We start from the raw sequence: 15,936 nt of genomic DNA, 5'->3' as shown, positions 1-15,936 counted from the left end.
ATTCTTATTATATCAATGATATAAAATAAATAAACAAAAAGAAAACAAAAACCTCTGACTAGTACTAATACTTTGTTACCACATTCCTCCCAGAATATTAAATTACTTCAGTTCGCTTTCGCTTAATAAGTGCATTGAACGATCATTGTAGACATAATTAATTCCACGCGCTAATAATAAATCAACCGATATTCTAATCATACGATCTGGATAATGTTGATGCTTAATAGTATCCGTAACTACAATTTGCTCAATAGGTAACCCATTTAAAATTTCAGTTGCATTTTGTGAAAGTAAGGCATGTGTTGAAGCAACATATACTTTCTTAGCGCCTGCAGCCATAACTGATTTAGTTGACGATGAAATTCTTGAACCTGTATCAATTAAATCGTCAACAATAATACACTTTTTATTTTTAACATCACCAATTATATCGTGAACATCTGCATCATAACGGGCGCGTCTTTGGTCAACAATAGCAATCGGAGCATCAAACATTTGACCAAAATTTCGGGCCAGCTTAGCCCCAGAATGATCTGGAGAAACTACAACTATATCATCATCTTCCTTAGTTGCAATGCCATTATCAATGAAATATTGTGCTAATAATGGAATCGCATGCAAATGATCAACGGGCACATTATAAAAGCCTTGTATTTGAGAAGCATGTAAATCTAATGCAATCAAATGATCTAATCCTGTAATTTGTAGCAGATTGGCAATCAATTTTGCTGTAATTGGTTCACGTGACCGCGTCTTTGTATCAGAACGTGAATATGCTAAATATGGAACAACTACATTTATTCTATGAGCTGATGCCCGGTGAAGTGCATCCAAAACAATTTCTAATTCCATAAAGTTTTCATTTACTGGATCTTGAATTGATTGAATAACAAAAACGTCACATCCTCTAACACTTTCACCAATATTAACTTGAATTTCACCATCACTAAAATGCTGCACCGCTGTTTCAATCAACGGTTTTTTCAAAATTGTAGCAATTTTTTCATTTAAAGCTGGATTCCCACTTAAACCGATTAATTTCATTGGATGCATTAATTGAAGAATTTCTTCTTTATTCATAACTACCTCTTTATCAAAAATACCATCTTTTCAGTCTATTATAACCAAAAAAGTTCCTAGTGCCTAGAAATTGACGGAAATTAAAAAAGCTGGAGATATCCTTCCAGCAAATTGTATAATTTTAATTTTCGTCTCTAAAAAAATTTTTCATTAAATCAAGTAGTTTAAAGCTCTTAACAGCATAACTATTATGCTTTTGTCTTGGCATTATCAATAATTGCCCTTGAGGGATAAGCTGACTATACCAACGAACATGATCAACTTTAACCCAGTCCTTCTCACCAACAACACAATAGGTTGGAATAGTGATTGCTTTTAAAGCATCAACTGAAAGGTAACTTTCGGTTAATTCAACTCGACTATCCCGATTTAATTGCAAGAAGCGCAGGCAGCCTTCAGTTAAATAATGATACGGTCGAATGCCATTACCATTGACAAACACTCCGGCAACCATTAATTTCTTAAAGGCGCTTGAATCTTGACTAGCAAGCATCATCGCCACTAATCCACCCGCATCAAAGCCAAAACAATAACAGCCTTTAATTCCCATCTTTTCAATGAAAGTAGCAATATCTGCGACTTCTGTTTGATAGTGCTGCGCTATTTCTCCCTCGCTCAATCCATGTCCCCGCATATCAAGCACATACACTGTGTAATATAGGGCAAGCGGAGCAATAATTTGTGCAAACATTCCACCATCAAAATGGTGACCATGTAGTAATAATAACGGTTCACCCTGACCTAGTTTATTGTAGTATAAATTATTGCCATTAACTTCTGCTATCATTGACGATTCCTTTCACTAGCTTCAACTAGTTTTTGCTTAGAATTATCTTCTTTTTTATGTTCCTGCCATAAGCTACGAATAATAATTTTGGCAATAATATAATTTGCTTTAAAATTATCAGGAATCATCTTTAAATTAAAATTGTGTACCATACTATCCTTGCGTTGCCAATAATGATATAGTGGCCGACTAGTGCAATAAAAGCCATCTGTCAAAGCTAGATATTCCACATTAAAAATTTGGTCTTCCATGAATGCTAAATTCTCCATAAAGCATAAATGATTTTGCCGTACAACAGAAATTTTATATCCTTTATTCCAAGTATAACCCTTAACTGGTGTACCCAAAATATGATTATCAAACAGCGATCCTAACGGATTATTAATCAGTTGATAGCTTTTTAATTTTGTTTTTATACCGTTTATAACTTTTTTGGTAACTGGCGTAGAACCTAGCTTATTTTCGTAATCTAGCCAAAATCCACATGAGACCATAGCTACTTCTGGATGTTCATGAAACGCTTGTATAAAAAAGTTGGTATAACCAGCATCAACCCAATCGTCACCGTCATGAAAAGTAAAATATGGTGTATCAACATGAGCAAGACCAACATTGCGCGCATCAGATAAGCCACCATTTGGTTTATTAATAATTTGGATATAACGAAACTTCGTTTGATAGCTCTCTACTATCTTTTTTGTATTGTCCGTTGAGCCATCATTAACAATTAACAACTTAAAGTTCATATTATCTTGTTTAGCCAGGTGATCTAGTGCCCGACTAATATATTTTTCAACGTTGTAAATTGGCATAATGACTGTTAACTCAGGTTGCTGAATCATAGCACCCCTCCCTCATAAATTATTATACCATCTTAATATTTTTAAAATTTTAAAAATACTATAAACTAAACGTTAAAAAAGTAATAACGTTATTTATTATCTTAAATGATTTAGTATAATATGTGCAGCAAAAGGAGTTAATGAATCTTATGAAAAAAGTAAAATCAATTCTAATAATTACTGTCCTCTTATTTGGAGGGCTATTGGGAATGAATCTGCCTAAACAAATTGTTCAAGCAGACGACTCCCCCGTTATTTGTCTAGGAACTTCTCTTACCGATAACCAACGCCAAGGTACAATAAAGACTTTGAGTAATCCTTTAAGTGACAACAGCTATCACACCATAACTATTACTGGTCAAGATTTAGTTCAATACCTTAATCCTTCCGGTGCAAATTTCACTAACACTTCAGGTGTTTGGTCAAGTGCAATGATTCAAAAAACTGCTCAAGGTAGCGGCATTAATGTCCATATTCTTGACTATCAAGGTCATAATAATATTACAACGATTACAGCTAATCAATATAAAAATGCTGCTCTAACTGCTGGAATTGCAGATGCCAATATTTATGTTACTAGTGCTATTCCAATTGATGGTTCTGGAGCTTTAGCTGGCGTTTACTCCGCTTATAGTAAAAATGGGGAAAATTTAAATCAAAGCCAAGTTAATGCTGCACAAGATGAGATGGGAACATTAAGTAAAATAACCAAGGAAAATCAAAATAAAAAAGGCTATAGTGATGCCCAACTAAATAATGCAGTTGCTGGCGCCAAACAAGAAATGGGGAAAATTGGCAACAATGTTTCTGATAGTCAAATTCATGACATTGTTAACAATCAAATTAATATTAATCACCTAGGTGATGTTATTAACAATAACCAAAAAGAGCAAATTATCAATATTTTAATTAAAATCCGTGACTCTGGTGCTTTAAAAGATCATCATTTTAAAGATCAAGCTGATGCTCTTTCCAAAAATATTGAAAAAAATGCTAAAGGTATCTTTGATAAAATCAATACTACCGAAAATCGAAACTTATTTGAACAAATCTGGGATGCGATTACTAGCTTCTTTAGTGGACTTGTAGCAGGTTTCTCTAATTCTAAGTAATTACATTTGATCCATAAACTTGTTTAAAGTATGATCAACAAATTCATTACCGCGATTTTTAGCATGACCTTTGGTCCACTTAAATTCGGCTTGAGTGAACTCACTAAGTAGTTGATCTAATTTTTGCCATTCTTCGACATTAGCAATTTTTCCTTTACTACTCTTGTGCCAGCCCCGTTTTTTCCAATTTTGGAGCCAGCCTTGTGTAATCGGATTTAAAACATATTGTGAATCAAGTATAAATAATAGAGGTTGTTGGTTAAATTTTAATTCCAACAACTTTTTTAGTGCCTCAATTAAGGCTGTTAATTCCATTTTATTATTGGTTGCACCTAATTCACCATTGCTATCATAAAATGATTGCTTTTTACCTGCTTGCTGCCATTCAATTAAATATGCCCAAGCCGCCTTATCAGTTACGTGTACATGGCCACCTTTATAAGTTCCAGTATTGCGCGTACCACCATCGGTATAGATTTTGGCAAAATATTTTTTATTTGTTTTTGAGGCCCCTCTTTCTTTATTTAAGGGCTTTATCTTACTTGCCTTTTGAATTTTAGCAATTGCTTGTCTTAATGAGTCTTCATCTTTTTGCAGTAGCTTCTTAGCTGTTGCTTGATTAAAGCCCAAATAATTGGTCGCATCAGTAATTTGTTCAAACGACTTATATTCGGCATTAGAATAACCATTAACTTGTTTTTCTGCTTCTTTCCAAGTGCGATAAACCCCTGGTTGACGACCTTTTTTTACAGCATAAAATTTCATATGTTCCTCACTCACTAAAAATTGTTGTCAATGTTAAAATATCAGTAGCACTAATTTTAAGGTGGTAATTTATGTTCTTTAATACCAAAAAATATACTGAAATTGCTGAAAAAAACCGTAAACGTAATCTGTCTAAAGACCCTAGTATGTTTAATATGGTTTCGTTAGCAATTCTAGCTACCATTGGTCCTACTCGCTTTTTTTTGCGCCTACATAAAAGAAAAATTGAAGATAAGTCAAAAATTGAAAGCAAAAAAGGAGAATTCATCCAAGAACCTGTAATTTACTTTCATGGCTTTCGCGGTGGGGACTACACCACCAATGTTATGATTAAGCAAGCACTAAAAGAGAAGAAAACTTCTAACTACCTAAAGGTTACTGCTGATTTATGGGGAAATTTCAAACTAGAGGGGACATGGACAGGTGATCAAAAGCCAATCGTTCAAGTGGTTTTTCGTCAACGAATTGTTGGTGTCTATGCTATTGACTACTATTTACGTCTTATTCTACCTTTTTTAGCTAAGCGATACCACTTTACCCATTATTCGGCAGTCGCTCACTCATTGGCCTGTCCTTGTATAATACGCACAGAGATGCGTAAGGCCCATAAAACCAATTTCCCGCACTTAAACAAATGTGCCTTAATCGCTGGCCCCTTTGACGGTGTGACCTATATGGGAGATATTCCAAACGTCAACGGTTTTAATAAAAAAGGTAGACCTACAATGATGAATTTACACTATTGCTATTTTTTATTTAGACGAAAACGATTTAATCCGAATATTTCCGTCTTGAACATTTACGGAAATGTTTTAGATAATACCAATAGCGATAAATTTATTTCTGTTACTTCTGCAAAAAGTATTCGCTATGTTTTAGCACCATTGGTCAAATCCTACCATGAAGTAGAAATTCGCGGCGAAAAATATGCCGAACATAGTTGGATGCATGATAATCCGTTTGTCATTGACATTGTCAATAAATTTATCAACTTCAAAATATAAAATTTAATTTTCGGAGGATTTACGTGATTGTAATACAAGATATACTACGAATCATTATCACTACTAATATTATCTTAGCCTTTTATATTGTATTTCACCGCCGGCGGTCGGTTTCAACTACGTGGGCTTGGCTAATTATTTTATTAGTTTTTCCAGTGATTGGTCTCATTCTCTATGGCTTCTTTGGTCGCGGCATTTCGCAAGAGAACATTTTTGCCATTAACAAGCAACACCATATTGGGTTACGCAATGTTCAAAAATCAATTACTAAAGCACCTAAAAAAACCAGTCCTGCTGATACCTCTTACAAAGCCAGAATGGTTATTCACTTTTTTGATCATAACGGTGAATCACCTCTTAGTAAAAATAACCATGTCAAACTCTACACAGATGGCCAAGCGCTGTTTGATGACATGATGCACGACATTCAAGATGCACAACAATCCGTTAACGTTGAATTTTATACCTTTTATAATGATCAAATTGGTAACGAAATTCTTAACTTGCTAATCAAAAAAGCAAAAGAAGGTATTGCTGTACGCGTCCTTTATGATGCCTGGGGATCTTTAGGTGCTAGTAAAACTTGGTTTGATCAACTCCGCCAAGCAGGCGGTGAAGTCTTACCTTTCATCACTTCACGTAATATGATTACGCGTTCTCGCATCAATTATCATTTACACCGTAAGATTGTAGTAGTTGATGGCAAAACATCTTGGACGGGTGGTTTTAATATTGGCGACCAGTATTTAAGCCGTAACAAAAAGTTTGGTTACTGGCGCGATAGTCATGTAAGAATTGTTGGTTCAGCCTCGCTACTTTTACAAGAGCGTTTTGTCATGGATTGGAATGCCTCAATTCAAAAAGAAAGTCAATTAATTACTTTTAATACCATGCTTTTTCCTAACTTAGATGAGAATGAAATCCATCCTGGTGATGTACCAATGCAAATCGTCGCAGATGGGCCTGACCGAGATATCGCTAATATGCGTAATGGCATAATGCGCTTAATGTCGCTAGCTAAGAAAAGAGTTTGGCTACAAACACCTTATTTAATTCCTGATGATGCCATGATGGCTACTTTGCAAACCATTGCTATGTCAGGCGTTGATTTACGAATTATGATTCCCTGCAAACCAGACCACCCTTTTATTTATCGCGCTACACAATGGTACGCTAACGAACTAACTCGTTTCGGTATTAAAGTATATATCTACAATAAAGGCTTTATCCACGCTAAAACAATTGTAGTCGACGATGACTTTGCTACTGTTGGTTCAATGAACCAAGATTATCGTTCTTATGACCTCAACTTTGAAGACGTTGCTGTTTTTTATGACAAAAATTTTGCCCATGAAATAGCTCAATCATTTATAGCGGACATGGAGCATTCTACCCTACTTACGCCACAAATAATTGCTAAGCAGGGGCGCTTACTGCGAACATTGCAGTATTTTTCACGAATGCTTTCACCAATTTTATAGATACCCTGAATTATTAATCACATTAAATGTTCTTAAATTATATCTTGTATTTCAATTCTAATATCATGGTTGACATGACTCTTAATCGTACCCACTATTTTCGCTATGCTCTGGGCAAAACGTAAATAATATTGACGATTTTGATTTGTAGTAAGAATACAAATCACTTGTTTTTTCTTGGGATTAGGTACCCTGATTAGGGTAATCAAATCAATATCAGCATATGAAATTGTTCGTTTAAAATAACCCGCTACTACAACTTTCTTTGCGCCAAAGCCAGTAAAACCATCAATGATACCTATCAAGATAAAACTGGCCAAAAAAACAGTCAGACCCTGATCATTTTTTTCAATTAATTGCCAAGAAAAGCCAAGCCAAATAAAAATTAGTGACCAGATAATTGAAGAGAATCGATATTGTCCCTTTAAATCAATATTTGCTTGCCAATACCAGCTATAACAAGCATAGCCCAGCATAATCGCTTCTAAAATTAAGTAAAAACCAGCCATAAAAACTCTCCTCAAAATATTTACTCTTAGTCTATTATAACAGACTACGATTTTTTAGTAGTTTTAGCAGACAATTTTGAACTATTGGCTTGCATTTTATTTAAAAATATTATTAAATAGGCATTAAATTAAATGCGATGAAAAAGACGAGTAAATAATTTATTTCTCACAGTGAGTTGGTATTAGTGCAAAGCCAGCAGACCCTGAATTATTGAAAAACCCTTTTAGCAGCACACTGAACAACTCAAGTAGGTGGTGCCGTCTCCAGTACGTTATCAAGCTGGTGAAGCATGATTGTGCTTCATGAGTGGTTCGCAAATAGCGGACAATTTAGGTGGTACCGCGGAAAAAGCCTTTCGTCCTTGTTTTTATTAGCTGAGGCAGAGGGCTTTTTCTTTGACCTCAAATCAGGAGGTTAGCAATTATGACTTTAATTATGCCCCAAAATTATCAGCCTACTTTAACAATTCGTGATACTGAGGCGGCAATTGTTTTTATCCGTGAACGTTTTCAAGTTTTACTAGGGCAAAAACTTAATTTACAGAGAATGTCGGCACCTTTGTTTGTTGAAAAAAATACCGGACTCAATGATAACTTAAATGGAATCGAACGTCCGGTTGATTTTGACGTAAAAGCTTTTCCTAAAGACGATACCATTGAAATCGTCCATTCTTTAGCTAAATGGAAACGACTGGCCCTTAAAAAATATCATTTTGGTATGCATGAAGGCCTCTATACAAACATGAACGCCATTCGGCGCGATGAAGACCTTGATAACTTTCATTCGATCTATGTTGATCAATGGGATTGGGAAAAAATCATTGCCGAAGATGAACGAACAATTACAACTTTAACTGAAACAGTTGCGCAAATTTTTAGTGCAATTAAGCAAGTTGAAACTGAATGTGCTGCACGCTATCCTGCTTCAACTTATCATTTGCCAGATGATGTATTTTTTATTACTACTCAAGAACTAGAGGATAGATGGCCAGACTTGAGTCCAGAAGAACGAGAGAATAAGATTGCTGAGCAAAAGAAGGCCGTCTTTCTTATGAAAATTGGTGACAATCTGGCTCGTAGTGGTAAGCCTCATGATGGTCGCGCCCCTGATTATGACGACTGGCAATTAAATGGTGACTTGATTTTTTGGTATGAACCCCTCAAGCAAAAACTAGAAATTTCTTCAATGGGAATTAGGGTTAGCCCGCAAAGCTTACACAAACAGCTCATCCAAGCTCATTGCCTTGCACGTGAACAATTGAACTTTCATCAAATGTTGCTCAACGGCGAGCTACCATTTACCATTGGTGGCGGAATTGGCCAATCACGCCTTTGTATGCTTTTATTGGGTAAAGCTCACATTGGCGAAGTACAAGCCAGTATTTGGCCAAAGGAAATGTTGAAAATGTGTCAAGCCCATAACATTCAAATTCTTTAACTACCAACCGACCTCCAACTTAGCTAATGCTACAGGAGGTCTATTTTAGTAATACGATAATTAAGCTATTAGCATAAATTATCTACTGCATAAATATTGCCCAGGGGAAAAATTATGATTGTAACTAAGCAAATAAAAACTTTAAAAGCCGAAATTGAACAAGCAAATTATGTTACCTTTTTGACTGGTGCCGGTGTATCTACACCCTCTGGCATTCCAGATTATCGCTCTAAAAACGGTATTTATAATGATAGCATTGAAAAGCCAGAAACCATTTTAAGTGCTGAAACACTGTATCACCGCCCAGAATTGTTCTATCATTTTGTCTTAAATAACATGTATTTTCCCGACGCTAAACCAAATATTATTCATCAAAAAATTGCCGAAATTTGTAATAATAAAGGTCATTTAATTACCCAAAATGTCGATAGTCTAGATTTAAAAGCTGGCAATCAACAGGTCACCCAGTTTCATGGTAATCTCTATCAGTTATATTGCACAAAATGCCAACAAACTGTTAAGTATTCTACCTATGCTCAATCATATCTGCACCATAACTGTGGTGGTATTATTCGCCCCCAAATTGTGTTATATGGTGAAAATATCAATTCTCAAAACTTAACTACTTCTATTCAAGCTATCCAAAAGGCTGATCTAGTAATTATTTGCGGTACTAGCTTTGTGGTCTATCCTTTCGCTCAATTATTAGCTTACTGTCAAACCAATGCTAAAATATGGGCAATTAATAAAACAGCAATTCCGTTAGCCGGGATTGCGGCTATTACTGGCGATGCACTAGATGTTTTCCAACAAATTTAAACAGACATATTTCTTATGGTAAAATATTAGGCAATAGCTTGATTAATGGATTATTATAAGTTATTGCTTAACTCAATTTATTGTTCAAAAGCTGCTAGTACTTTCAGAAAAGAGATTTTTACAAATGTCAATTATTAAAATGTATGCGCCATTCTTTGATGCCAATAACTGGCTTCACGTTTTAACTAATGTCAATGACTGGCTAGTCATTCTTACCCTAATTTTGATGGAATGTTTATTATCAGTTGATAATGCTGTTGTACTTGCAGCCCAAACCAAATCTTTACCAGACAAAAAGCAACAAGAAAAGTCTTTATTTTATGGTATGTGGGGCGCTTATATTTTTCGCTTTATTGTCATTGGAATTGGCACGTACCTAATTAATTTTTGGGAAATTAAATTAGCTGGTAGTATTTATCTTTTTTACCTTTGCTTCAAGTTCTTCTATGATCGACGCCACCATTCAGCAGATAAAGAAGGCGGTCAAGTGCCAAAAACTACCCAGCATCATCAAAGTAATAAGCGTTTCCTGTCACCTTTTTGGCGAGCAGTTATATCAATCGAAGCAATGGATATCGTCTTTTCAATAGATTCAGTTCTAGCAGCCCTTGCTGTTTCAAGTAATCCTGTAGTTGTTTTAATTGGTGGGATGATTGGTATTTTATGTATGCGAGGTGTAGCTGAAGTTATTATTAAGTTAATGGATATAATTCCTGAGTTGCAACCAATGGCATATATTTTAATTGGCATTATTGCTTTAAAATTACTTGTCTCACTTCCACCACTTCATTATGAGTTACCAAATTCTATTTTCGCCGCTTTAGTCTTTGGCATTTTGTTAATTACCATTGCTTTTCATTTTTTGCACTCCAATAACCATTCTCATTAAGCATAATTTATAAGTTACCATTCTTTTTTAGGCACAATTCAATAATTGTGTCTTTTATCTTCTATACAACAAGTAAGCTTTATAATTACTTACATAAATTATAATTTTACTTAATAACTATTTGCGAGTAATCATGGACTATTCAACTTATTTTACTAAATCAACAACTGAAAAAATAAGTATCGATTTGCTTGGTCGACCCTTAATCTTTGATAATGGGCAACAAATTTTAGGTGGTTATATTGTGGAAACTGAAGCTTATTTAGGAAAAAGAGATCGTGCTGCTCATTCATACCAAGGTCGCAGAACTGCTGCTAATGAAGGATTATATCGCAGAGGAGGCACAATTTATATCTATGCCCAACGCCAATATTTCTTCTTCGACATTGCTACCCAAAAAGCTGGTGAACCTCAAGGCATCTTAATTAGAGCTATCGAACCTGCTTGGGGTATCAAGCAAATGATAACTAATCGCTCAGGTAAAAGCGGCCCCTTATTAACTAATGGGCCGGCTAAAATGATGCAAGCCTTCGGCATTCATAATAAAGACTGGAACTTACATTTTCTAAGCAAGTCTCCTTTTACTATTGATTTAAATGATAACCACAAAAATTACGCCCGTAAGATTATTGCCAGTCCGCGCATTGGTATTAACCAATCAAGCCCTACTTGGACCAGCAAACCTTTGAGATACTACGTTAGCGGTAATCCTTATGTTTCTAGAATGAAAATAAAAGATTATCAGCCAAACAATGGCTGGGAATTATTATCTTAATATAAAAAAATTGTTATAGACATTTTAAACACAACTATTGACAAAGTCCTATTTTTAGCCTATTATCGCATATAAAGTTAAATAATTTCCAATGCAATAGAGGTTGCGATAATTACAAACTTAGCTAGAGTGAACGAACACTAAGAAAGCTATCGTAAGAATTATCGCCGAAACAAAAATTTTGTTCGTTTCAATTTTTTTGTTGGGCTGCAAGATAATATCTTGCAGACTGTCCTAGTTAATTACTAGGGAGCGCTATATGATTTGTCTAAATAAAATTAGATTAGACCTCGTTGTTTTTGAAGTACAACGAGGTTTTTAATTACGCTTTTTATTGTATTGGCTTTATTTGAGAAAAGTTTTCGGAGGTTTTCAAAATGAAGTCAAGATATAAATGGATTACTGCTGTTATGATAGCAATAATCAGCATGACCTTTGGTTTGAATTGTAATTCAAATAGCGTCAGTGCTAAAAAAGATAGTAATGTACTTAAAGTAGCAATGGAAGCTAACTATCAACCTTATAATTGGACCCAAACTAATGCTGCAAATGGTGCTGTCCCAATTGATGGATCGCAACATACTTTTGCTAATGGTTATGACGTTAAAATTGCCAAAATCATTGGTAAAAAAATGCATCGAAAAGTGGTTGTGCTTAAAACTGAATGGGATGGACTACTACCAGCTTTAACCAGTGGTAAGGCTGATTTAATCATTGCTGGCATGAGTCCAACTGCTGAAAGGGCTAAAGCCATTAACTTTTCTCAACCATATCGCCGCGGAACATTTGTTGTTATTACCAAACCAAATAGTAAGTTTGCCCACGCTAAAAAGCTAACTGATTTTAAAGGCGCAAAGTTAACTGCTCAACAAGGAACATCCCATTACGGGTTAATTAAAGAATTACCTGGTGCCAAAAGACAAACTGCAATGCGCGACTTTGCCGCAATGCGCCAAAGCCTAATTTCAGGAACAATTGATGGGTACTTAGCAGAAGATACTGAAGCAATTTCTTTTAAATTAGTTGATCCAGATGTCACTGCTGTTGCAATTAGTAAGATGGCTGGTTTCCATGTCTCAAAAGAAGAGTCAGAAACAGCCATTGGTATTGCGAAACCTAACAAGTCTTTGCTTAAGCAAGTCAATCAAATATTAGCTACCATTCCAACCGCTACAAGAAACAAAATGATGACCGCTGCCATTAAAGAACAGCCTAAGGCTGGTGACAACAAAAAAGGTCAATCAGAAAACTGGTTTATTTCCATGTGGAAACAATATGGTAGTATGCTAGTAAGTGGTATTGGCATGACCTTGCTTCTTGCATCTGTTGGTACAATTGCAGGTTTCTTTATTGGTCTAGCTGTTGGTATTATTAGAACTATTCCTACCCCAACTACAACTGGAAAAAAATTATTACTTAAAGTTAGCAACTGGCTATTATCAGTTTATATTGAAGTGTTCCGCGGGACACCAATGATGGTGCAAGCTGCGGTAATCTACTACGGTATTGCTCAATTTTGGCATCTTAATATCAATCGGACCATTGCGGCTTTAATTATTGTTTCAATTAATACTGGCGCCTATTTAGCAGAAATTATTCGCGGAGGGATTATTTCCACACCAGCTGGACAGTTTGAAGCTGCCAGTGCTTTGGGCATGACTCATAACCAACGAATGTGGCATATTATTTTACCGCAAGCAATTAAAAATTGTTTACCATCAATTACTAATGAATTTATCGTCAACATTAAAGACACTTCAGTTTTGAGTATCATTTCGGTCTCAGAATTGTTCTTTGTGGGAACAACTGTTGCTAGCCAGACTTTCAAGTTTTTCCCAACTTATCTCACAATTTCTGCTATTTACCTAATTTTGACTTTCACTATTACCAGAATCTTCAATTTAATTGAGAAACATTTACAAGGTAATAAAAATTACAATTTAATGGCCAATCAAGTACAAGTTGGTACAACCAATGACATGGAGGTTAAAAAATAATGACCGCAACAAGTGAAACAATTTTGAGTCTAAGACATTTGCAAAAATCTTTTGGTGAACACCAAGTTTTACGTGACATTTCTCTTGATATAAAAAAAGGTGAAATTGCTACTATCATTGGCCCTTCTGGCGGTGGTAAATCAACTACTTTACGTTGTATTAACCTCTTAGAAGAACCAACGTCTGGTGAAATTACTTTTCACGGTGAAAATGTTCTTGCTTCTTCTTATAACCGCAACATCTATCGTGCTAAGGTAGGGATGGTATTTCAACAATTTGACTTATTTGAAAATAAAAATGTCCTTGCTAACTGCATGGTTGGTCAAGAATTAGTTCTTAAACGCGCTAAAGAAGAAGCACGTCAAATTGCCCTGCAGAACTTGGAAAAAGTTGGTATGGCGCAATATATTAATGCTCGCCCGAGTCAACTTTCAGGGGGACAACAACAACGTGTAGCTATTGCCCGGGCAATATCGATGGATCCAGAAATCTTGTTATTTGATGAACCGACTAGTGCACTTGACCCAGAAATGGTCGGTGAAGTTCTAAGTGTAATGCAAAATTTAGCCAATACGGGATTAACAATGATTATTGTAACCCATGAGATGGCATTCGCGCGGGACATATCTGATCAGATTTTCTTTATTAGTGACGGTATTATTGCCGAGCAAGGCAAGCCAGATCAATTATTTAATCATCCACAAAATGAAAAAACCACGAAGTTTTTAAGTAACTTCCAGAATAATTAAATCAGTGACCAAAAAATCATGTTTTAGCAAAAAAACATGATTTTTTTATTCAGTTTACAACCTTGGGCCTTTGAATTCGACAACTAAATTTTCCTCTAAAATTAATTATTTTCTTTTACTTTTTAATAACTCTAAAACAATTATTATTACTTGTTGAATAAGCCAAAGTAATAACGAATAAATAGATATAACACCTAGTAAAATATTTTTCCCATCTAAGTAATATAAAACTATAAAGACGAAGAACATCGTTAAATAAATACGTTCCGAATAAATTACAACTTTGTGATCAACTAAGTAATCTGTTACAGAAGAAGTTGATTTTTGGTTTTTACTTGTGGAACATAATGCTACTACTAATGTTAATAGTCCTATTATTATTTCCCTTGGACTGCGCCAAGGAGAAAAATCTTTTATCGCAATTATTAATAATATAATGCCTATTAAAAAAGGAAAAATTTTACTAAGTTTTATCTTCATAATCTACACCTATAGAATTAACGATAAGAATTGGTAATCGACCCAATATGTCTGCTATTTTTATTTGCATTTAATAAAACAATCATAGCATAAAGCGCTTTTAATGTTGAGAACACCATTATAGCGTTTTTAAATTTACAGCAGTCAATTAGTTTATCAACTTCTGGTAATCTATACCTAAATGATTGCCAGTGATTACAAAGATGAGGAATGTATAGTGGCGAAAACAATCAAGCAATTAGCAGATGAATTAGGTGTCTCTAAACAAACTAGCCATTATCAGATAAAGTCTTTACCAGTAAACAAAAAAGAGCAAGAAATAGTGTGCCTGCACGATACCCTTGCCCAGACCCAGAAATTGCTTGATCAATCGCAACAATTACAATTAATTGCCGAAAAAAAAGTTGATGAACTTTAAAAAATTTCAGCTCGTCCAGTAAAAAAAGAAAAAGACCACCAAAAATCATGGTGGTCAAAACTATTTAATTCTTTTAGGCCATAAATAAATCAAAATTGAAATTTGGATAACAATGAGTACCAAATTTAACCAAATTGGTAAATGGCGAAAGCAATATTGTTGTATATTGCAATTAATAATATCGGTTGCAAAAAAGATATATCCTAATAATTCTATTAAAACATAGCCATAAAATAGACTCTTTTTATGTATATTTATCCAATTCAATATTTTTCACCTCAGAAGAAAATGAATACTACTGTTTTAGCAGCCCAATAAGCAACATTTTTATTTACATGAAGATATTTAATTAACCCCTTTTCTATCCCTTCTTGAATGTTACCTTCAAATCCAGTTAAATAGTCCACAAAATCTGCAAGGCTTTTTTCTCCCAATTTAGCTCCTACTAATTTTACGGCATATTTTACAGCCTCTTTGATAACTCCTACTTCCCATCTTAATGAAATTTGATTATCTTAATCGACTTTATCCTGTAAAAATTTATGCTGCTCACTGGATGTATATAAATTTGCTGACACCAATTCTTGAAATTCATATTTCTTTTCTGGTGTTAGATTATCATAATTATTATTATTTTTTTGCGTTACTTGATTTTCTGCAATAGTATCGGCATGTACGACTTGAGTTGTTAAAACTCCACTACCTAAGGCTGTTGCTACTGGACTTAATGCTAACGTGGTTAATCCTGCAATTACTGTCTTATTTAATTTCATGATTATTACTCTTTT

Annotated in this window: 18 protein-coding genes and 1 other annotated feature; of the genes, 10 read left to right on the top strand and 8 right to left on the bottom strand. The window is 34.7% G+C overall.

Features of this window, described 5'->3' with window-relative positions; all coding sequences use genetic code 11:
* Positions 1-102: 102 nt before the first annotated feature.
* From F5ESL0230_RS00685 to F5ESL0230_RS00675, 3 genes are all read right to left on the bottom strand, one after another.
* Positions 103-1,083 (bottom strand): ribose-phosphate pyrophosphokinase, encoded by a 981-nt coding sequence (locus tag F5ESL0230_RS00685; protein WP_122021174.1) that lies wholly within the window; start codon positions 1,081-1,083, stop codon positions 103-105.
* A gap of 121 nt (positions 1,084-1,204) precedes the next feature.
* Positions 1,205-1,870: an alpha/beta fold hydrolase gene (locus F5ESL0230_RS00680; protein ID WP_122021173.1), complete on the bottom strand. Its 666-nt coding sequence runs from the start codon at positions 1,868-1,870 to the stop codon at positions 1,205-1,207.
* Positions 1,867-2,712, bottom strand: coding sequence for a glycosyltransferase family A protein (locus F5ESL0230_RS00675; protein WP_122021172.1), 846 nt, complete (start codon positions 2,710-2,712; stop codon positions 1,867-1,869). Before F5ESL0230_RS00675 ends, F5ESL0230_RS00680 begins: the two co-directional genes overlap by 4 nt.
* A 209-nt stretch (positions 2,713-2,921) precedes the next feature.
* Between F5ESL0230_RS00675 and F5ESL0230_RS00670 the strand changes: the two genes are divergently transcribed.
* Positions 2,922-3,824, top strand: coding sequence for a DUF1002 domain-containing protein (locus tag F5ESL0230_RS00670; protein WP_369931533.1), 903 nt, complete (start codon positions 2,922-2,924; stop codon positions 3,822-3,824).
* On the opposite strand, the gene F5ESL0230_RS00665 is transcribed toward F5ESL0230_RS00670, so the two are convergent.
* On the bottom strand, positions 3,825-4,589 hold the full coding sequence (locus tag F5ESL0230_RS00665) for a ribonuclease H family protein (RefSeq protein ID WP_122021170.1): 765 nt from the start codon (positions 4,587-4,589) through the stop codon (positions 3,825-3,827).
* Between the two features lie 71 nt (positions 4,590-4,660).
* On the opposite strand from F5ESL0230_RS00665, the gene F5ESL0230_RS00660 reads away from it, so the two are divergent.
* Positions 4,661-5,593 (top strand): alpha/beta hydrolase, encoded by a 933-nt coding sequence (locus tag F5ESL0230_RS00660; RefSeq protein ID WP_122021169.1) that lies wholly within the window; start codon positions 4,661-4,663, stop codon positions 5,591-5,593.
* Between the two features lie 23 nt (positions 5,594-5,616).
* Complete coding sequence (gene cls, locus F5ESL0230_RS00655; protein WP_122021168.1) at positions 5,617-7,074, top strand: cardiolipin synthase; 1,458 nt, start codon at positions 5,617-5,619, stop codon at positions 7,072-7,074.
* Between the two features lie 32 nt (positions 7,075-7,106).
* On the opposite strand, the gene F5ESL0230_RS00650 is transcribed toward cls, so the two are convergent.
* The gene (locus F5ESL0230_RS00650) at positions 7,107-7,583 is read right to left on the bottom strand and encodes a hypothetical protein (protein ID WP_090093957.1); all 477 of its coding nucleotides are present in this window, start codon (positions 7,581-7,583) and stop codon (positions 7,107-7,109) included.
* A gap of 128 nt (positions 7,584-7,711) precedes the next feature.
* Positions 7,712-7,950 (top strand) — a binding site (T-box leader).
* 57 nt (positions 7,951-8,007) lie between these two features.
* Between F5ESL0230_RS00650 and asnA the strand changes: the two genes are divergently transcribed.
* The 6 genes from asnA to F5ESL0230_RS00620 all read left to right on the top strand — a co-directional run bounded on the left by asnA (position 8,008) and on the right by F5ESL0230_RS00620 (position 14,250).
* On the top strand, positions 8,008-9,021 hold the full coding sequence (asnA, locus tag F5ESL0230_RS00645) for an aspartate--ammonia ligase (RefSeq protein WP_122021167.1): 1,014 nt from the start codon (positions 8,008-8,010) through the stop codon (positions 9,019-9,021).
* A 114-nt stretch (positions 9,022-9,135) separates the two neighbouring features.
* Positions 9,136-9,840 (top strand): NAD-dependent protein deacylase, encoded by a 705-nt coding sequence (locus tag F5ESL0230_RS00640; protein WP_122021166.1) that lies wholly within the window; start codon positions 9,136-9,138, stop codon positions 9,838-9,840.
* A 124-nt stretch (positions 9,841-9,964) separates the two neighbouring features.
* Positions 9,965-10,729 carry a TerC family protein gene (locus F5ESL0230_RS00635; RefSeq protein WP_090093961.1) on the top strand — a complete coding sequence of 255 codons (765 nt, stop codon included), beginning with the start codon at positions 9,965-9,967 and terminating at the stop codon, positions 10,727-10,729.
* A 133-nt stretch (positions 10,730-10,862) separates the two neighbouring features.
* Positions 10,863-11,504 (top strand): DNA-3-methyladenine glycosylase, encoded by a 642-nt coding sequence (locus tag F5ESL0230_RS00630; RefSeq protein WP_122021165.1) that lies wholly within the window; start codon positions 10,863-10,865, stop codon positions 11,502-11,504.
* Positions 11,505-11,881: 377 nt separating this feature from the next.
* A complete protein-coding gene (locus tag F5ESL0230_RS00625; RefSeq protein ID WP_122021164.1) occupies positions 11,882-13,501 on the top strand; it encodes an ABC transporter substrate-binding protein/permease in 1,620 nt (539 codons plus the stop codon).
* The gene (locus F5ESL0230_RS00620; RefSeq protein WP_090093966.1) at positions 13,501-14,250 is read left to right on the top strand and encodes an amino acid ABC transporter ATP-binding protein; all 750 of its coding nucleotides are present in this window, start codon (positions 13,501-13,503) and stop codon (positions 14,248-14,250) included. Before F5ESL0230_RS00625 ends, F5ESL0230_RS00620 begins: the two co-directional genes overlap by 1 nt.
* Before the next feature lie 105 nt (positions 14,251-14,355).
* Here the strand turns inward: F5ESL0230_RS00620 and F5ESL0230_RS00615 are convergent, their stop codons facing one another.
* On the bottom strand, positions 14,356-14,730 hold the full coding sequence (locus F5ESL0230_RS00615; RefSeq protein ID WP_122021163.1) for a hypothetical protein: 375 nt from the start codon (positions 14,728-14,730) through the stop codon (positions 14,356-14,358).
* Between the two features lie 217 nt (positions 14,731-14,947).
* Here F5ESL0230_RS00615 and F5ESL0230_RS08360 point away from each other — a divergent pair, with 217 nt between their 5' ends.
* Positions 14,948-15,148 (top strand): hypothetical protein, encoded by a 201-nt coding sequence (locus tag F5ESL0230_RS08360; RefSeq protein ID WP_199688753.1) that lies wholly within the window; start codon positions 14,948-14,950, stop codon positions 15,146-15,148.
* A 278-nt stretch (positions 15,149-15,426) separates the two neighbouring features.
* On the opposite strand, the gene F5ESL0230_RS08355 is transcribed toward F5ESL0230_RS08360, so the two are convergent.
* Complete coding sequence (locus F5ESL0230_RS08355) at positions 15,427-15,582, bottom strand: hypothetical protein (protein WP_158593041.1); 156 nt, start codon at positions 15,580-15,582, stop codon at positions 15,427-15,429.
* A gap of 81 nt (positions 15,583-15,663) precedes the next feature.
* Entirely contained in the window at positions 15,664-15,921 is a 258-nt protein-coding gene (locus F5ESL0230_RS00600; protein ID WP_122021161.1) for a hypothetical protein, read from the bottom strand.
* Positions 15,922-15,936 lie beyond the last annotated feature (15 nt).

Source organism: Lactobacillus sp. ESL0230 (assembly GCF_003692805.1).
Taxonomy (GTDB): Bacteria; Bacillota; Bacilli; order Lactobacillales; family Lactobacillaceae; genus Lactobacillus; species Lactobacillus bombicola.
The sequence above is the reverse complement of the archived record's forward strand: the minus strand, read 5'-3'. Positions and strand labels throughout refer to the sequence as shown.